At 69.3% G+C, this 16,809-nt stretch carries 17 protein-coding genes; 10 read left to right on the top strand and 7 right to left on the bottom strand.

Translation table 11 applies throughout. The features are described from left to right. Positions 1-10: 10 nt before the first annotated feature. The gene (locus ACFYTS_RS02345) at positions 11-424 is read left to right on the top strand and encodes a hypothetical protein (protein WP_387300754.1); all 414 of its coding nucleotides are present in this window, start codon (positions 11-13) and stop codon (positions 422-424) included. Here ACFYTS_RS02345 and ACFYTS_RS02340 read toward each other — a convergent pair. The 7 genes from ACFYTS_RS02340 to ACFYTS_RS02310 form a co-directional block, all read right to left on the bottom strand. Next, positions 421-1,449 (bottom strand): hypothetical protein, encoded by a 1,029-nt coding sequence (locus ACFYTS_RS02340; RefSeq protein ID WP_387300752.1) that lies wholly within the window; start codon positions 1,447-1,449, stop codon positions 421-423. The genes ACFYTS_RS02345 and ACFYTS_RS02340 overlap by 4 nt on opposite strands. A 68-nt stretch (positions 1,450-1,517) precedes the next feature. Further along, the gene (locus tag ACFYTS_RS02335) at positions 1,518-2,384 is read right to left on the bottom strand and encodes an LLM class F420-dependent oxidoreductase (protein ID WP_387300750.1); all 867 of its coding nucleotides are present in this window, start codon (positions 2,382-2,384) and stop codon (positions 1,518-1,520) included. Positions 2,385-2,399: 15 nt separating this feature from the next. Then, positions 2,400-3,872: an FAD-dependent oxidoreductase gene (locus ACFYTS_RS02330; RefSeq protein ID WP_387300748.1), complete on the bottom strand. Its 1,473-nt coding sequence runs from the start codon at positions 3,870-3,872 to the stop codon at positions 2,400-2,402. Between the two features lie 33 nt (positions 3,873-3,905). Continuing rightward, positions 3,906-4,280: a carboxymuconolactone decarboxylase family protein gene (locus tag ACFYTS_RS02325; protein WP_357275512.1), complete on the bottom strand. Its 375-nt coding sequence runs from the start codon at positions 4,278-4,280 to the stop codon at positions 3,906-3,908. Beyond that, positions 4,277-5,155 (bottom strand): NAD(P)-dependent oxidoreductase, encoded by an 879-nt coding sequence (locus ACFYTS_RS02320; protein WP_387300746.1) that lies wholly within the window; start codon positions 5,153-5,155, stop codon positions 4,277-4,279. The genes ACFYTS_RS02325 and ACFYTS_RS02320 overlap by 4 nt, the downstream gene beginning before the upstream one ends. Continuing rightward, on the bottom strand, positions 5,152-5,904 hold the full coding sequence (locus ACFYTS_RS02315; RefSeq protein WP_357275517.1) for an SDR family oxidoreductase: 753 nt from the start codon (positions 5,902-5,904) through the stop codon (positions 5,152-5,154). Before ACFYTS_RS02315 ends, ACFYTS_RS02320 begins: the two co-directional genes overlap by 4 nt. An 11-nt stretch (positions 5,905-5,915) precedes the next feature. Further along, on the bottom strand, positions 5,916-7,388 hold the full coding sequence (locus ACFYTS_RS02310; protein WP_387300744.1) for an aldehyde dehydrogenase: 1,473 nt from the start codon (positions 7,386-7,388) through the stop codon (positions 5,916-5,918). A gap of 232 nt (positions 7,389-7,620) precedes the next feature. On the opposite strand from ACFYTS_RS02310, the gene ACFYTS_RS02305 reads away from it, so the two are divergent. The 9 genes from ACFYTS_RS02305 to ACFYTS_RS02265 all read left to right on the top strand — a co-directional run bounded on the left by ACFYTS_RS02305 (position 7,621) and on the right by ACFYTS_RS02265 (position 16,778). Next, on the top strand, positions 7,621-8,826 hold the full coding sequence (locus ACFYTS_RS02305) for a cytochrome P450 (protein WP_357275521.1): 1,206 nt from the start codon (positions 7,621-7,623) through the stop codon (positions 8,824-8,826). After that, entirely contained in the window at positions 8,827-9,621 is a 795-nt protein-coding gene (locus ACFYTS_RS02300) for an SDR family oxidoreductase (RefSeq protein ID WP_387300742.1), read from the top strand. Between the two features lie 2 nt (positions 9,622-9,623). After that, positions 9,624-9,827: a ferredoxin gene (locus ACFYTS_RS02295; RefSeq protein WP_357275524.1), complete on the top strand. Its 204-nt coding sequence runs from the start codon at positions 9,624-9,626 to the stop codon at positions 9,825-9,827. Further along, the gene (locus ACFYTS_RS02290; protein ID WP_357275527.1) at positions 9,824-10,387 is read left to right on the top strand and encodes a nuclear transport factor 2 family protein; all 564 of its coding nucleotides are present in this window, start codon (positions 9,824-9,826) and stop codon (positions 10,385-10,387) included. The genes ACFYTS_RS02295 and ACFYTS_RS02290 overlap by 4 nt, the downstream gene beginning before the upstream one ends. Then, positions 10,381-11,637: a hypothetical protein gene (locus tag ACFYTS_RS02285; RefSeq protein WP_387300739.1), complete on the top strand. Its 1,257-nt coding sequence runs from the start codon at positions 10,381-10,383 to the stop codon at positions 11,635-11,637. The genes ACFYTS_RS02290 and ACFYTS_RS02285 overlap by 7 nt, the downstream gene beginning before the upstream one ends. Positions 11,638-11,662: 25 nt before the next feature. Then, a complete protein-coding gene (locus ACFYTS_RS02280) occupies positions 11,663-13,273 on the top strand; it encodes an acyl-CoA synthetase (RefSeq protein ID WP_387300737.1) in 1,611 nt (536 codons plus the stop codon). Positions 13,274-13,338: 65 nt separating this feature from the next. Then, complete coding sequence (locus tag ACFYTS_RS02275; RefSeq protein WP_387300735.1) at positions 13,339-14,049, top strand: acetoacetate decarboxylase family protein; 711 nt, start codon at positions 13,339-13,341, stop codon at positions 14,047-14,049. Further along, positions 14,046-14,816, top strand: a complete 771-nt coding sequence (locus tag ACFYTS_RS02270; RefSeq protein ID WP_387300733.1) for an SDR family NAD(P)-dependent oxidoreductase — start codon at positions 14,046-14,048, stop codon at positions 14,814-14,816. Before ACFYTS_RS02275 ends, ACFYTS_RS02270 begins: the two co-directional genes overlap by 4 nt. Positions 14,817-14,996: 180 nt before the next feature. Further along, positions 14,997-16,778, top strand: coding sequence for an ABC transporter ATP-binding protein (locus ACFYTS_RS02265; protein ID WP_387300731.1), 1,782 nt, complete (start codon positions 14,997-14,999; stop codon positions 16,776-16,778). Positions 16,779-16,809 lie beyond the last annotated feature (31 nt).

Genomic DNA, 16,809 nt, shown 5'->3' with positions numbered 1-16,809 from the left:
AGGCTTTCGAATGCTCCCCGCCGCGCTCTCCGCCACCCCGCGCGAATTGCCCGCACTCATCGAGCAAATCACCGCCACGCTGCCCCCGGACGAGGCCGCCGCATTGTCCGAGGCCGCCCGCACCTATGCGGGCGAGGGCGCGATCCTGGAGATCACCGCGGGCCCTGGCGATGCCGCCGATACCTACGCCGCCGCCGTCCGGGAATGGCGCGCTCCGCTGCGCCTGCTGCTGATCACCGGCTCCGACTCCGCCGCCGCCGAACGCGCCTACGACGACTGGTCCCACTGGGTGGCCGGCGGCGGCCTGCTGGCACTGCGCGCCGCGGACGAGCTCTACCGCCGCGCCGAGGCCACCGGCAAGTTCCGCACCCTCGCCGCCACCGGAACCCTGCGCATCCTGCAGCGCATCGCCGCCTGCAACTAGCGGCTCGCTGCCATTTCGGCATTCAGCGCGCGAATGTAGGCGATCGCGAAGTCCGGGAACAATTCCCGCGGGTACGCGCCGCCGTCCAGGCCCCGCAGTTCGATCACCCCGTCCTGCATGCGGATATCGCTGATCCATTCGTACCGGATGCGGGTTCGCCGGCTGCCCAGGTGAATATCCGCCGCGTCCGGCCCGAAGCGTGCCGCGAAGCCCGTGCCCGGCGGGAACTGGTGCGCCATTTCCCTTTCCCGCCGATTCCGGTTCGCGGTGTAGGTCAGGGAGAACGCGACGGCCAGCAGCAGGATGCCCGCGGCCGCGAGCGGAATCGGCCCCGACCCGCGGATCAGATACAGCGTGCTCAGGTAGATCGACGAGAGCGCGGCGAAGATGATCGCCCGTCGCACCCGGAATCTGTGCGCCGGAACCCGGACCAGCCGGCTCGTGTCTCCGGGCCGCACGACGTAGACGGCCGACGGATCGGCCAGCGGCGGAATCGGACTCGGCGGATCGGCCGGGTGGGCATCCGCCGTCATGAGTTGGAGTGCGCTGTCGGGGAACAGTTCTCGCGGATAGGTGTGGTACTGCTGACCCTCGCCGAAGGCGACCGCCGCGGGCGTGACCTCCAGGTCGCGGATGCCGTCGTAGCGGACCCGGCGGTGGGTGTCCGCGCCCACCTGGACGTCGAACGCGGCGGGCCCGAACCGGGTCGCCATCACCGTGCCCGGCGCGGCCATGGCCGAGAACAGGGCCAATGTCCGTGCGGGATCGGAATTCCAGCGCCGCCGGTACATTCCGACCAGCGCCGCGCAGATCGCCAGCCCGATCAGCAGGCCGCTGACCGACCACAGCGAGTACAGCACGATCGCCGTGATCACCCAGCGCAGCGCGTTGCGGCGTCGTCGCCGGGAGTGCCGTCGCACCCAGGCCAGCGCCGACTCGGCCAGCGCCCGCGCGGTGTCCTCGTGCGTGATGAACACCGCGGTCGGGTCGGGCAGGCCGGGCATCGGAGGCAAGGGTTCGAACACGGCTCGAGCGTACGATTCTTGCCGCCGTACCGAATCCGCAGGTGAATCGGCCATGGCGGCCGATCCGATCAGGCGGACGGGGTGTTCAGACCCAACGGGGCGAGCTTGGCGGCCAGCCGGTCCAGGTAGGCGAGGACCTCGTCCTCGGACTTGTCGGGCAGACCGTAGACGGCGTCGGTGACCCCGGCTTCGGCCCAGGCCGCGAGCTGGTCGGCGTCCGGCTTACCGGCCAGCGCCACCACGCGCGGGGCGCCCTGGCGGCCCGCCTCCTGCCAGTGCTTCAGCAGCAGGGCGGTGGAGGCGGAGATGTCGGACTCGTACGGCGTGGTGATCCAGCCGTCGCCGGAACGAGCGATCCACTTGAAGGTCTTCTCGGTGCCGCCCGCGCCGATCAGCAGCGGAATGTGCGACTGGACCGGCTTGGGCCAGGCCCAGCTGGGCCCGAAGGAGATGAAATCGCCGCTGTAGGAGGCTTCTTCCTCGGTCCAGAGGGTCCGCATCGCCTCCATGTACTCGCGCAGCACGGTGCGGCGCTTGTTGCCCGGGACGCCGTGGTCGGTGAGTTCGTCGGTGTTCCAGCCGAATCCGGCGCCGATGGTGACCCGGCCGCCGGAGAGGTGGTCCAGGGTGGCGATGGTCTTGGCGAGGGTGATCGGGTCGCTCTCGGTGGGCAGCGCCACCGCGGTGGACAACTCGATGCGGGAGGTGACGGCGGCCGCGGTGCCCAGCGCGACCCACGGGTCGAGGGTGCGGGTGTAGCGGTCGTCGGGCAGTTCGCTGGTGCCCGTGTGCGGGTGGGCGGCGTCGCGCCGGATCGGGATGTGAGTGTGCTCGGGCACGTAGAACGAGTCGAAACCGCGGTCCTCGGCCGCCTTGGCGGCGGCCGCGGGCGTGATACCGCGGTCGCTGGTGAAGAGAACGATGCCGAAACGCATGGGGGAGAAGTCCTTTCAGAGCTGCTTGGCGGCGGAGACGCCGGCGCGGCGGCCGAAGAAGCTGCCGTCGCCGAGGGAACAACCGGAGGCGTATCCGCCGGCGCAGATGCCGGAGGTGACGCGACCCGCGGCGTACAGGCCGGGGATCGGTTCGCCGGAGACGTGCAGGACCCGCGAGTCCAGATCGGTGCGCAGGCCGCCGAGTGTGAAGCCGCCGGTGTAGCCGCGCAGGTCGTAGGCGCCCAGCGGGGTCCGGATGGGCTTGACCCATTCGGTCTTCTTGTTCAGGAACGGGTCGTTGCCCTGCGCCGCGTGGTGGTTGTAGAGGTCGATGGTCGACTGGAGGGTGTGCTCCGGCAGCCCCATCTCGCCTTCCAGCTCCGCGACGGTCTCGGCGACCCAGGTCGGCGCGATGCGCAGGAACGACATGGACGACTTGGTCTCCATGGCCTCCTCCAGCGCGAGCTCGTCGATCACCAGGTACGCCTTGTTGTCCTGATCCTGCAGCACGGCCTGACCCATGCGCCCGGGGTAGGTGTCCTCGGTGATGAACCGCTGCCCGTGCCCGTTCACCAGGATGCCGCGGGCCACCAGCTGCGGGTCCACCACCAGGGCCACCTCGGTGGCGTCCATGTGGGCGAGGTCCGCGCCGAGCGCCTGCGCCACCCGGATGCCGATGCCGTCGTGCTCCTCGACCGTGGCGGCCGGGCGGCCGGCGATCTTGGGCGCGAACTGTTCCACCATCTCGTGGTTGTAGGCGAAGCTGCCGGTGGCCAGCACCACGCCGTGCTCGGCACGCACGTGCACGGGCTTGCCGTAGCGGGTGGCGGCCACGCCGACCACGCGGCCGGTCTCGTCCACGATGAGCCGCCGCATCCGCACGTCGTACTCGTGCCGCACGCCCAGCTCGTCGGCCTTCTGGGCGAGCGGCTCCATCAGCATGTAGCCGCCGCCCCTCTCGCCCAGCTTCTTGTCCTTGGTCCAGGCCAGGTGACCGCGCGGGGCGGGCGGGATCTTGTCCTTGAAGGGGGCGGCGTTCTCGCCGCCGGAGAACATCAGGCCCTCGTCGGCGGGCGGCTCGTAGCCGGGTTCGCCCCAGAACACCTCGTTGAACGGGACACCCTGCGCGACAAGCCAATCGAAGTGCTCGACACTGCCCTGGCAGTAGTCGTGGATCTTGGCCTTGTCGACGCCGGGGCCCAGGGCCGCGGTGAGGAACGCCTCCATGTTCTCGGCGGTGTCCTCGAAGCCCAGCTTCCGCTGGAGCGCCGTGCCACCGCCGAGATAGATGAAGCCGCCGGACATGGCGGCCGCGCCGCCCCAGCCGCCGGTGCGTTCCAGCACCAGGACATCGGCCCCGGAGCGGGCGGCCTCGAGGGACGCGCACACCCCGGCGATGCCGAAGCCGACGACCACGACGTCGGCCTGGTAGTCCCAGGTCTCGACCTCATCGGCCAGAAGCGGGCTGACGCTTGCGGTTTCCGCCATTGTCTCTGTATTCCTCACTGCGGGTCGGGATTACTACTTCTTCTGGTCTTTGGCGAGCGTCTTGCGTACGGCGCCGTCGAGCTTGGTCGCGCTGGGCCAGCCCACATAGTGGGCCAGGAACACCGTGATCTCGCGCAGCTGATCGGCGTCGAGCTCGCCGTTGCGCAGGGCCGCGCCCACCTGGATCTCGAGGATGTCGGCGTGCCCCTGCGCGGTGATCGCGCCGAGCAGCAACATGCGCCGGTCCCGCATGGAGAGGCCGGGCCGGTTCCAGATATCCGCGAAGAGATGATCCGCGGTGACCTCGAAGAACGGGTCGCCGGAGAAGTTCGGCAGGTCGAAGCCGTACACCTCCGACATCGTCTTCAGGCCCTGCTGCCGCTGTTCGGACATCTGCTCGTCGCTCATTTCTGCTCCTTCGCAATGGATCCGGGCCCCACGCCGAGTCCGTCTCCCAAGTTGTGCAAGGCCTGCTGCGCCAGCGGTAGGTCGAGATCCAACCGGCCCGCCAGATCCAAGGCCAAGGACAGGTCCTTCTCACCGAGATCGCGCACATGACCGAGGATGGGGAACCAGAAATCGTCCGCCTCGACCGGTGCGGTGGTCTTGCGCAGCATGATCGCGCCGGGCCCGCCGGTGTGCGAGTCGGAATGCCGGACCACCTTGCCGAGGGCGGCGATATCCAGTCCCGCGGCCTCGGCCAGCCGCTGCGCCTCCGACGCCGCGGTGAAGGCGACGAAGTGGAGCAGGTTGCGCGCCAGTTTCATCCGCGTGCCCGCGCCGACGTCGCCGGCGTGGATGACCAGCGATCCGAACCGCCCGAACGGCTCGCGCACCGCCTCGAAGGCGGCGGGACTGCCGCCCACCATGACCGCGAGCGCGCCCTGCTGCGCGGCGGGCGTCCCGCCGCTGATCGGCGCGTCCACGAATTCGACACCGTGCGAAGCGCATTCGGCACCGAGTTCCACGGCGGTCCGATCGGAGATGGTGGAGTGCACCGCGATCACGGTGCCGGGCTTCGCGGTCCGGAGCAGACCGTCCGGGCCGGTCACCACCGTGCGCACCTGCGCGTCGTCGAGGACGACCACCGAGATGACCCGGCACCGCTCGGCCACGTCCGCGGCGGTCGCGGCGGCGGTCGCCCCCGCGTCGGTGAACGGCCGCAGCGCGTCGGCCCGCATATCGCAGACCACGAGCCCGCCCGGCCATTCGACCAGCCGCTGCGCCATCGGCGCACCCATATTGCCGAGTCCGATGAACCCGATCGCGATATCCTCGCTCATGGCCGGAACACCTGCCCGCCATCGACATTCAGCACCTGACCGGTGACCCAGCCCGCGTCGTCGGACAGCAGGTACAGGCAGGCCCCGACCATGTCCTCGGTGGTGCCGAGCCGCTTGAGCGCCATCTGCTTCACCAGCTGATCCACGAACTGCTCGGGCACGATGCTGCGGGTGGCCTCGGTGTCGGTGGGTCCCGGTGCGATGGCGTTCACCCGAATCCTGGAGTGCCCCAACTCGTGTGCCAGCTGCTGGGTGAGGCTGTTGATCCCGGCCTTGGCCAGCCCGTAGAAGCCGGAGTAGGTCCAGGCGGCGGTGGAGGACTGGTTCACGATGGACCCGCCGCCCGCCTTGGCGATGTGCTTGTAGACCGCGCGCGTGACGTTCAGCGCGCCGTCGAGGTTCACGGCCATGAACTTCTTGTAGTAGTCCCACGGCACGGACACCAGCAGGTCCAGCTTCATATCGCCGTAGATGGCGGCATTGTTGACCAGGTGGTTGATGCCGCCGAACTCGGCGACGGTGAAATCGGCCAGGGCCTTGGCGGATTCCGGATCGGCGACGTCGACCGGCGCGAAGACCGCGACGCCGCCGTCGGCGGTGATCTCCTTGGCGGTCGCCTCGCCCAGTTCGCTGTTCAGGTCGGCGACAACGACTTTCGCGCCCTCGGCGGCCAGCGCTTTCGCGTAGGCCGCCCCGATGCCGCGCGCGGCGCCGGTGACGATGATCGACCTGTCGGTGAATCGGCTCATGTCGGTACTCCTCAGACGCCGGTCGCGATGAGTTTGGTCTCGGTGTATTCCTCGAATCCGAGGACGCCCATTTCCCGGCCCACGCCGGACTGCTTGTAGCCGCCGAAGGGCGCGTCGGCCGAATACCAGATGCCGCCGTTGACGCTGAGCGTCCCGGTGCGCACGCCGTTCACGACCTCGCGCAGCCGCTCAGGGTCGCTGCCCCACACCGTGCCGGACAGGCCGTAAGGGGAGTCGTTGGCGATGCGGACGGCATCGGCGTCACCGTCGTGCGGGATGACGGTGAGGACCGGCCCGAAGATCTCCTCCTGGGCCACGGTGGAACTGTTGGGCAGGCCCGTGATCAGCGTCGGCTCGACGAACCAGCCGTTCTCACGGTCGGGCCGCTTGCCGCCGGTGACGATGGTGCCGCCCTCGGCGCGCGCGATGTCGAGATAGCGCTCGATCCGCGCCCGCTGGCGTTCGGAGATGACCGGGCCGCACACGGTTCCGGGTTTCGCCGGATCCCCGGGACGGATGCCCGCCATGGTGCGCGCGGCGGCTTCGACGGCCTGATCGTGCAGTTCGCGCGGCACCAGCAGGCGGGTGCTGATCGCACAGCCCTGGCCCGCGTGCACGCACACGCCGAACGCGGCATAGCTCGCGGCGGCCGCGATGTCCGCGTCGTCGAGCACGATGAACGCCGACTTGCCGCCCAGCTCCAGGAACACCTTCTTCAGCGACGCCGCCGCGGCGGTCATCACCGCCTTGCCGGTCTGGGTGGACCCGGTGAACGAGATCATGTCCACCCGCGGATCGGTGACCAGCTGCGTGCCGAGGCCGTGATCGTCGGAGGTGACGATATTGACCACCCCGGCCGGAATGTCGGTCTCCTCGGCGATGATCCGGCCCACGGCCGCCGCGCACCACGGGGTGTCGGGCGCGGGCTTGAGCACCACGGTGTTTCCGGCCGCGAGCGCCGGACCCAGTTTGGCGAAGTTGATCTGGTGCGGGAAGTTCCAGGGCGTGATCGCCCCGACCACGCCGATGGGTTCGCGCCGCAGCCGGCGCGAGCTCTTGATCCCCATGGGCGCGGCGACCCCGAGATCGGTTTCCCACGCGTAGTTCTCGGCCAGATCGGCGAAGTAGCCGAGATCCCCGACCGGTCCCTCCAGCTGCGGACCGCTGGTGAGCATGCGGGGTGCGCCCGCCTCGGCGATGGTGATCTCGCGCAGTTCCTCGATGTGCCCGCGCAGGGCGTCGCGCAGCTGCCGGAGGCAGGCCGCGCGGAATGCCGGATCGCGGGACCAGTCGGTGGTGTCGAAGGCGGTGCGGGCCGCGGCGATGGCCGCGTCCATATCGGCGGAGTCGGCATTGGCGGCATAGCCGAGGGGTTCCCCGGTGGCCGGGTCGACGGTGGTGAACACACCGCCGCCGCCGGGCGTCAACTTGCCGCCGATCAGCAGGTGCGAACCGCCGTCGGGGACGAGATCGCTCGGGCTCATAGGTAGCTCCCATGCTGTCCGGACACGTGTACGGACTATAGGTTCGCGGCTCGGAAACGCGCAAGAACAGGTTTCAGTTTCTGCGGTCCGGCCGATTTTCTTCGCGGGATTCCGTTGTGAGGTGATCCCGTCGCTAGTACCGTACAGACACATGTCCAGCTACGTGTCTCCGTTGCTGGAAAACGTTCATCAGAGCCGATGAACGAGTTATCGAATACGAGGTGGACCCACCATGACCGCAGCCTCGCTGGAGCCGCTGCTGTTCGACCCCTACGACTACCGCATCCACGAGGACCCCTACCCCGTGTACCAGCGGTTGCGCACCGAGGCCCCGGTGTACCACCACCCCGAGCTGGACTTCTGGGCGCTCTCGCGGCACGGGGACGTGGCGGCCGGCTTCCGGGACAACGTGCGCCTGTCCAGTGCCAACGGGGTCTCGCTCGACCCCGCCGCCTGGGGGCCGCACGCCTGGCGAACCATGTCCTTCCTGGCCATGGACGACCCCCGGCACCTGCGTCTGCGCAAGCTCGTCTACCAGGGATTCACACCCCGGCGGGTGACCGAGATGGGCGCGCGGATCCGCGAGATCACCCTGCGCTACCTCGAACCCGCCCTGGCCGGCGGCGATTTCGACTGGATCGACGCGGTCGCGGGCCAGGTCCCGATGGACGTCATCTCCGAACTGCTCGGCGTGCCCGAAGCCGATCGCGCCGAACTCCGGCGGCTGGCCGACCTCCTGGTGCATCGTGAGGAGGGCGTGCTGGACGTGCCGATCGCGGCCATGGAGGCGGCCATGAAACTCGCGGGCTACTACAACGAGATCCTCGCCGAACGGAAGCGCAAACGCGCCGACGACCTCACCTCGGCCCTGCTCGACGCCGAGGCCGACGGGGACCGGCTGACCGAGGAGGAGATCCTCGGCTTCATGTTCCTCATGGTGGTCGCGGGCAACGAGACCACCACCAAACTGCTCGGCAACGCGCTGTACTGGGCGGGCCGCAATCCCGAGCAGTACGCCAAGGCCGCCGCCCACCCCGAACTCGTGGAGGACTGGGTCGAGGAGACCCTGCGCTACGACGCCTCCAGCCAGATCCTGGCGCGCACCGCCGCCGAGGACCTCGAGTACTATGGGCAGACCATTCCCGCGGGCTCGAAAGTGCTGCTGCTCATCGGATCCGCCAATCGCGACGACGCCGTCTTCCACGACCCGGATCGCTACGACCTCGAACGCGGCGACAAGGGCGGGCTGATCAGCTTCGGCCGCGGCGTGCACTTCTGCCTCGGCGCGCACCTGGCGCGACTGGAGGCGTCGATCGTGTTGCGCGAGTTCGCCGCTCGCGTCCGCTCGTACGGCATCGCCGACACCGGTATCCAGCGCGTGCATTCGGTGAATGTGCGCGGCTTCGCCCACTTGCCCGTCTCCGTGGAGGTTCGCTGAATGGCCCGCTTCGCACCGCATCCCGCCCGCCGCCCCGCCATCGTGGCGGGCGCGTCCTCCGGAATCGGGGCCGCCACCGCGGAAGCCCTTGCCGCGCTGGGACACCCGGTCGCGCTGGGTGCGCGCCGGGTGGAGATCTGCGAAACCCTCGCCGAGAAGATCCGCGCCGAGGGCGGGGAAGCCTTCGCCGGACGGCTCGACGTCTGCGATACCGCCTCGGTGAACGAATTCGTCACCGCCGCCGAGGCGGCGCTCGGGCCCACCGAGGTCCTGGTCTCCGGCGCGGGCGACCTCGAATTCGGGCAGGGCTGGGAGATGGATCCCGACCTGTTCGAATCCCAGGTGCGGGTGCACCTGGTCGGCGCGCAACGCCTCGCGCACCGGGTGCTGCCCGGCATGATCGAGCGGCAGCGCGGCGACTTCGTGGTCATCGGCTCCGACTGCGCCGTGCGGGCCCGGCCCGGCGCGGGCGCGTACAACGCCGCCAAGACCGGCGTCGAGGCGTTCGCCACCCAGCTGCGCATGGAACTGGAGGGCACCGGCGTGCGCTCGTCCATCGTGCGGCCGGGCCAGACCCTCACCGGCATGGGCATGCAGGCCACCCCGGAAGTGGTGGGTCCGCTGCTGGAGAACTGGGTGAAGTGGGGATTCGCCCGGCACCCGCAGTTCCTGCGGCCCGCCGATCTCGCGGCGGCCGTGTCCTCGGTCGTGTCCACCCCGCGCGGCGCGCACCTGGTGCTGGTGGAGGTCCAGCCCGAAGCGCCACTGCGCGAGCCGAATCCGGAAGGACCCTGATCATGCGCCTGGTCGTCGATCTCGACCTCTGCCAGGGCCACGCCGTCTGCCAGGACGAGGCCCCCGACCTCTTCGAGGTGCCCAAACAGGGACAGGTGCGGATCCTGCGCGCCGACCCCGGCACCGACCTGGACGCGGCCCGCGCCGCCGTCCGCTACTGCCCGACCCAGGCCCTGTCGCTCGTAGACGACAGCGCTGTCGAATGAAGGAGACAGCCGTGAGCTGGTCCCGCGACGAACTCGACGAGATGATCCGCCGCTGGGTGGACGAGAACAAACAGTGTGAGGCGGCCGGGGACTGGAAACCCCTCGAGCACTTCTACACCGACGACGCCACCTATGGCTGGAACTACGGTCCGCAGCAGGAATTCATGGCCGTCGGACGCGACGAGATCCGCGATATCGCGCTCGGCCAGGAGATGTTCGGGCTCGAGGGCTGGACGTACCCGTACCAGGAATTCGTGGTCGACGAGCGCACCGGCAGCGTCATCGGATTCTGGAAACAGGTCAACGATCAGCAGCGGGCCGACGGACGGCCCTACAGCCCGGAAGGGCTCGGCGGCAGCTGGTTCCGCTACGCCGGGAACTACCAGTGGAGCTGGCAGCGCGACTTCTTCGACTTCGGCAATGTGACCGCGCTGTTCGTGGAGATGATTTCGAACAACGCGCTCTCGTCCGGCATGCGCAAGCGCATGGAACGGTCCATGTCGGGCGAACCGTTGCCCGGCTGGTACCCGGTCGGGAAGGGGCCGGTGCCCCTGTGGTGACCAGCAGATACGCGTCACTCACCAGATCCGAACTGGCCCTGCTGGTTCCGGAACTGCTGCTGTGCGGGCACCTCATCGACCGGTCCGGGATGGCGCACGTGCTCGGCGCGCTCGGCCGGGAGGGCATGACCGCGGTCGCCATCGACGAATGGCAGCTGGCCAGCCCGGTCTACACCCGGCGCATGCGGCGGGCGCTCGGCATCACCGGTGACGGGGTGGACGCCATCTTCAAGGGCTTCCAGCTGGATATCGGCGCGCCACCGCAGTTCATGGACTTCCGCTACACGGTGATCGACCACGATCACGGGGAATTCCATCTCGACCACTGCGGCGCGCTCGCCGACGTCGAGCCGATGGGCACCGAATTCGTGGTGGCCATGTGCCACGACATCGAGGACCCCACCTTCGACGCGACCGCGCTCGCCACCAATCCGCACGCCCAGGTGCGACCCGTGCATCGGCCGCCCCGCGAACCGGCGGACCGGAAACCGGTGTGCGCGTGGACCGTCACGATCGATCCCGCGCACGAACCGCCGATCCCGCACGAGGACGCGCAGGTGGTGGCCGGATCCGAGGCCGCCGCCACCGTGCTCGACCCCATCGACCCGGAAGATCCCGGGCAGGCGGACTATACGGGGCCGCTGCTGAGTGACCTGCGGTTCGAGGACTTCTCGCGCTCGGCGCTCATCCGGATCGCCGACGAGGTGTGCCTGCAGCACCACCTGCTCACCCTCGGCTACCGGACCGCGGTGGAGAAGCGCGCGAAACCGGAAGTGGCGCTGGACATCCTGCGCAAACAGTTCACCGGCATCGCGGGCCTCACCGCCGAACGCATCCGCATCGCGCTCGGGCTCGGCGACGATATGGCGGCGTTGGCCAAGGTGCTGCGCCTGCACCCGGCGCTGAACCCGGCCGCCTATGTCGACGTCGGCGTGACGGCCGAGACCGCCGGTGGGGAGCAGCTGGTCGAACTGCGCATCGGCCGCGGCTGCGGCGCGGTCGACGACGGCGCCTGGCCCGCCCTGCTCGACCCCGGCCATCTTCAGCCGCTCGACGCCCTGGTGCGCGGGGTGAACCCGCGTTTCCACGCCCGGGTCCGCGAGGCCGCCGACTGCGGGCTCACCCTCGAAATCGGTTGCGCCGACCTGCCGTTCCGGGAGGCCGACGAGGTCGCCATCACCCGGTTCAGCTCCGGGGCGGCCTTCACCTTCACCGACCGGGGCACACCGCTGCCGCTCACCGTCCTGTAGCCGGAACACACCAGGAGAAACGGCCATGGCGTGCAACTTCGCCGACCTCTACGAACACTCGGCCGACGCCGTGCCGGACCGGACCGCCGTGATCGAGGGGACACGGCGGCTCACCTTCGCCCAGCTCGACGCCCGCGCCAACCGGCTCGCCCACCACCTGGCGGCGGCCGGGGCCGGGCCCGGCACCCACATCGGGTTCCACATGCACAACAGCATCGAGAGCCTCGAAACCCTGCTGGGCTGCTACAAGATTCGCGCGGTGCCGGTCAATATCAACTACCGGTACCGGGCCGAGGAACTGCGCTACGTCTACGACAACGCCGACCTCGAGATGGCGGTGCACCACCGCTGCTACGCGCCGCTCATCGAGGAGATCCGCGATCAGCTGCCGAAGCTGCGGCACACCCTGGTCGTGGAGGACGACCAGGGGGGAGCGGGACTGCCGAGCCGTTCGCTGCCCTACGAGGAGGCGCTCGAATCGGCCTCCGGCATCCGGGATTTCGGGCCGCGCAGCGCCGACGACCACTTCATCATGTACACCGGCGGCACCACCGGTCTGCCCAAGGGCGTCATCTGGCGCCAGGAGGACATGTGGCGGGTGCTCGGCGGCGGCATCGACTTCTACACCGGTGAACCCGTCGCCGACGAATACCAGCAGTCCCGGGTGGCCGCGCAGAACGAGTTCCCCATGACCTGGTTCGTGCTGCCGCCGCTCATCCACGCCGCCGCCATGATGCCCGCCTTCACCGCGCTGTGGTCGGGCAACGCGGTGCTGTTCCAGCCGCGCTTCGATCCCGACGAGGTGTGGCGGGTGGTGGCGCGCGAACGGCCGCACGTCCTGGTCGTCACCGGCGACGCCATCGCCCGGCCGCTGGTCGACTCGTATCGGGCCGCGCCCGTGGACGCCTCCTCGCTCATCTCCATCGGGTCAGGGGCGGCGCAACTGACCCAGCCGGTGAAGAACGCACTGCTGGAACTGTTCCCGAGCACCCTGGTCACCGAGTCCATCGGTTCGTCCGAAACCGGTTTCGGCGGAATCGGATTCGCGCAGAAGGACGACGACCCGGCCCGCGCGCCGCGAGTGAGCACCGGCCGAGGCGCGCTGGTGGTCGACGATGACGGGCGGCCCGTCGCACCCGGCGGGGAGGGATGGGTGGCCAAGACCGGCAATGTGCCGATCGGGTACTACAAGGATCCGGTCAAGACCGGCAAGCTGTTTCGCGTCGTGGACGGCGTGCGAATGGTGATCACCGACGATCGCGCGCGCGTCGAATCCGACGGGTCGGTCACGTTGATCGGGCGCGGCAACATGGTCATCAACACCGGCGGGGAGAAGGTCTTCCCCGAGGAGGTCGAGGCCACCCTCAAGGCCCATCCGGCGGTCTACGACGCGGTGGTGGTGGGGGTCCCGCACGAGCGCTGGGGACAGCTGGTCGCGGCCGTGGTCTCCCCGGCGGACGGCGACATCGACCTCGCCGCCCTGGAGGCTCATGTGCGCGATCGCCTCGCCGGATACAAACTGGCGCGGCGGATTTGGGTGGCCGCGACCGTCGCCCGGACCCCGAGCGGGAAGCCCGACTACCGGTGGGCGAAGGCATATGTCGCCGAGCGGGCGCCAGACCATGAAAGTAGGTGACCGGTGAGCGGACGAACTGCGTGAAACAACCGGCGCGCCTAGGTGAAACCTGTTCTAATTCGAACATGGTAGATGCCCACACCGTGCTCGGGGAGCGGGTCAGCATGCCGGTGCGGATCCGGCACGCGGACGCGAGTTCGGCGCTGTTCCTCGTCGACGCCCGCGCCGCCGCCGAACTGCTCACCGGCACCGGGCTGGAGCCGCTCACCGTGCTCGGCAAGGCCGTGCTCTCGCTGGCCTTCGTGCGCTACGTCGACGGCGACCTCGGGCCGTACCACGAATTCGCGTTCTCGATCATGGCGAAACAGCCCGGGCGCAAGGACAGCACCGGGGCCTACATCCACTGGCTGCCGGTGAACCAGAGCTTCACCTGCGAAGCGGGACAGTCGATCTGGGGATTCCCCAAGCTCATGGCCGACATCGACATCACGCCCGACGGGCGCGGGCACCGGTGCGAGGTCCGCGTCGACGGGCAGTTCGTGCTCGCGCTGCGAGTCGCCGACGGTGTCCCGATGCCCGCCGGCGCGGGCGGGGCCTCCATCGACGCCTACACCTCGCGCAACGGAATCCTGCGCCGCACACCCTGGATCATGAACCCCGGCCAGGTCCGGGGACGGCCGGGCGGCGCCCGCATCCACCTCGGAGACCACCCCGTCTCCGATCAACTGCGCGCCCTCGGGCTGCCCGGGCGCGCACTGTTCTCCAGCCGGATCGGCGCGCTCCGCATGACTTTCGAGGACGCCGCCACGGTCTTGCAGACCCAGGAGGTCCGATGACCCGCACTGCACTGGTCACCGGAGCGGCCAGCGGCCAGGGCCGCGTCGTCGCGCAACGCCTCGCCGCCGCGGGCTGGCAGGTGGCCGCCGTCGACGTGAACGCCGACGGGCTGGCCGTCACCGCCGCCCGCTCACCCAACACCCACACCTACGAATGCGACGTCTCCGATGCCGCGCAGGTCCGGGCCGTCGTCGACAAGGTGCGCTCGGAACTGGGGACCATCGACCGGCTGGTGCACGCGGCCGGCATCGGCCATGTGCACGCCTCGGTGCTGGACCACGACGTGGCCCTGATCCGGAAGATGATGGACGTCAACTACATCGGGACCGTCAACCTGGTGCAGGCGGTCGTGCCCGCCATGCGCGACGCGGGCGCGGGGACCGTGGTGCTGTTCGCCTCACTCGTCGGCTGGCTGCCCTCACCCGGCATGGCCGGATACACCGCGTCCAAGCACGCCGTCATCGGCTTCGCCGACAGCCTCTCCTATGAACTGCACGGCACCGGCGTGCGCCTGCTCGTCCTGTGCCCGCCCGGCGTCGAGACCCCGTTCCTGGACGTGGTCCGCGAGGAGAACGCCAGCGTGCTCGGCAACGCGGTCCCCGTCACCCCGGAATTCGTCGTCGACACCCTGGAAAAGGCGTTGGCCGCATCGAAGACGCCGCTCTACGTATTCCCCGGAGAGGCTCGGCCCGCCTACTACATGCGGCGATTCCTGCCCGGCGTAGCGCGCGCCATCATCCGGCGCACGATCCGTCCGATCGAGTAGCACCCCCGAACGTGGATGCCGGCACGTGCTCCGATCGGCATCCGCTCCGGTGCTGGGCGGCCGGGCTCTGCGGCCGCCCAGCACCCGTATCCCGCAACCATCCAGCAATAATTCAGTAGCGCTATCACTCCCCTCCGGGCACTCTGGGCTCTCTGCAAGCACTAGCCGAGAGGGGGATGAATGAGTACGCGCACGTCCGCGGTACGGCTGGTTCTGCGCTATTACGGCCAGGAAATGGCCCGGCGCAAAGCCATCACGATCACGGCCATGCTGGGGCCCGCCCTCGGCAATATCTGCCAGCTCTACATCGCGCCGCTGCTGGTCGCGATCGTCGTCGGCAAGGTCGCCGCCACCGGTGACTCGTCCATCGGCGCGCTCGCACCCTATGTGGTGGGGTTCGGCGCGCTGCTGTTCATCTCCGAGGTGTGCTGGCGCGTCGGCATCCACTTCCTGAACCGCCTGGACGCCAACGGGATCGAGAACCTCTACAACACCGCGATGGACGAACTCCTCGCCAAGGACTCCGCGTTCTTCCACAACAACTTCGCGGGCTCGCTGACCAAGCGCGCGCTGAGTTTCGCCACCCGGTTCGAGGACTTCGCCGACACCTTCGCCTTCGAGATCGTCGCCGCCTTCGTGCCGCTGACCTTCGCGTCGGTGGTGCTGTGGCGCTACGACCCGATGCTGGTCATCGTGCTGCTCGGCCTCATCGCCGTCAGCGGCGTGGTCGTCACCCCGCTCATCCGGCGCCGCCAGCATCTGGTCGACGACCGCGAGGCGGCCATCGCCCTGGTGTCCGGGCACGTCTCCGACACCCTGTCGAACATGCAGGCGGTGCGGGCCTTCGCGGCCGAACCCGAGGAGATCGCCGAACACCGGCGGCGGGTCGCGGTGCAACGGCGAAAGTCGTTGCTGTCGTGGGATTACAACAATCTCTACATCGACACCGCCATCACCCCGCTGATGGTGATCGTGAACGTGGCCGGGCTGCTCATCGCCCTCGGCATGGGCGGCGGGCACGCGTCGGTCGAGGTGATCATGGTGGCCTTCACCTACTACTGGAACGCCACCGGGATCATGTTCCGGTTCAACCAGATCTACCGGCGGCTGGAGAGCACCACCACCGAGGCCGCGCAGTTCACCGAGCTGCTGCTGGAATCGCCGACCGTGCTCGACATCGCCGAACCGGAACCCTTGCGGCCCAAGGGATCCGACATCCGGTTCGAGAAGGTGAACTTCGCGCACGCGGGGGCGCAGCCGCTGTTCCGCGGCCTGGATCTGCACGTGCCCGGCGGCGCGCGCATCGGCCTGGTCGGCCGGTCCGGCGGCGGCAAGAGCACGCTCACCCAGTTGCTGCTGCGCATGATGGACATCGACGGCGGCGTGATCCGCATCGGCGGACAGGACATCTCACGACTGCGCCAGAACGATCTGCGCAGTCTGCTGTCCTACGTGCCGCAGGACCCGGCCATGTTCCACCGATCGCTGAGCGACAACATCCGCTTCGCCCGGCCCGAGGCCACCGACGAGGAGGTGCGGCGCGCCGCCAAGGCCGCCCACGTCACCGAGTTCGCGGACGGGCTGCCCGACGGCATGGAGACGCTCATCGGCGAGCGCGGCGTGAAACTGTCCGGCGGACAACGCCAGCGGGTCGCGCTCGCGCGGGCCATCCTGCGCGACGCCCCGATCCTGCTGCTGGACGAGGCCACCAGCGCCCTCGACTCCGAGAGCGAGATCCTGGTGCAACAGGCGCTCTGGGAGTTGATGGAAGGGCGTACGGCGCTGGTGGTCGCGCACCGGTTGAGCACCGTGGCCGGGATGGACCGGCTCATCGTGCTCGATCGCGGGCGGATCGTCGAACAGGGCAGCCACGAGGAACTGCTGCGCGGAGAAGGCACCTACGCGCAACTGTGGCGGCACCAGTCCGGCGGATTCCTGGCCGAGGAAGTGGCCGCCCGCTGATGGTTCGAGGTGGTGACGGGAGAGGTTCCGT

The sequence above is a fragment of the Nocardia sp. NPDC004151 genome (assembly GCF_042874235.1).
Classification (GTDB): Bacteria; Actinomycetota; Actinomycetes; order Mycobacteriales; family Mycobacteriaceae; genus Nocardia.
This window is presented reverse-complemented; position numbering and strand designations above follow the sequence as displayed.

What these genes read in the sequence shown, in the direction of transcription:
- ACFYTS_RS02310 (WP_387300744.1), bottom strand. Translation starts at nt 7,388, where the DNA reads ATGAGCCCGAGCGATCTCGTCCCCGACGGCGGTTCGCACCTGCTGATC.
- ACFYTS_RS02345 (WP_387300754.1), top strand. Translation starts at nt 11, where the DNA reads ATGCTCCCCGCCGCGCTCTCCGCCACCCCGCGCGAATTGCCCGCACTC.
- ACFYTS_RS02315 (WP_357275517.1), bottom strand. Translation starts at nt 5,904, where the DNA reads ATGAGCCGATTCACCGACAGGTCGATCATCGTCACCGGCGCCGCGCGC.
- ACFYTS_RS02335 (WP_387300750.1), bottom strand. Translation starts at nt 2,384, where the DNA reads ATGCGTTTCGGCATCGTTCTCTTCACCAGCGACCGCGGTATCACGCCC.
- ACFYTS_RS02325 (WP_357275512.1), bottom strand. Translation starts at nt 4,280, where the DNA reads ATGAGCGACGAGCAGATGTCCGAACAGCGGCAGCAGGGCCTGAAGACG.
- ACFYTS_RS02280 (WP_387300737.1), top strand. Translation starts at nt 11,663, where the DNA reads ATGGCGTGCAACTTCGCCGACCTCTACGAACACTCGGCCGACGCCGTG.
- ACFYTS_RS02300 (WP_387300742.1), top strand. Translation starts at nt 8,827, where the DNA reads ATGGCCCGCTTCGCACCGCATCCCGCCCGCCGCCCCGCCATCGTGGCG.
- ACFYTS_RS02295 (WP_357275524.1), top strand. Translation starts at nt 9,624, where the DNA reads ATGCGCCTGGTCGTCGATCTCGACCTCTGCCAGGGCCACGCCGTCTGC.
- ACFYTS_RS02330 (WP_387300748.1), bottom strand. Translation starts at nt 3,872, where the DNA reads ATGGCGGAAACCGCAAGCGTCAGCCCGCTTCTGGCCGATGAGGTCGAG.
- ACFYTS_RS02320 (WP_387300746.1), bottom strand. Translation starts at nt 5,155, where the DNA reads ATGAGCGAGGATATCGCGATCGGGTTCATCGGACTCGGCAATATGGGT.
- ACFYTS_RS02275 (WP_387300735.1), top strand. Translation starts at nt 13,339, where the DNA reads ATGGTAGATGCCCACACCGTGCTCGGGGAGCGGGTCAGCATGCCGGTG.
- ACFYTS_RS02305 (WP_357275521.1), top strand. Translation starts at nt 7,621, where the DNA reads ATGACCGCAGCCTCGCTGGAGCCGCTGCTGTTCGACCCCTACGACTAC.
- ACFYTS_RS02265 (WP_387300731.1), top strand. Translation starts at nt 14,997, where the DNA reads ATGAGTACGCGCACGTCCGCGGTACGGCTGGTTCTGCGCTATTACGGC.
- ACFYTS_RS02290 (WP_357275527.1), top strand. Translation starts at nt 9,824, where the DNA reads ATGAAGGAGACAGCCGTGAGCTGGTCCCGCGACGAACTCGACGAGATG.
- ACFYTS_RS02270 (WP_387300733.1), top strand. Translation starts at nt 14,046, where the DNA reads ATGACCCGCACTGCACTGGTCACCGGAGCGGCCAGCGGCCAGGGCCGC.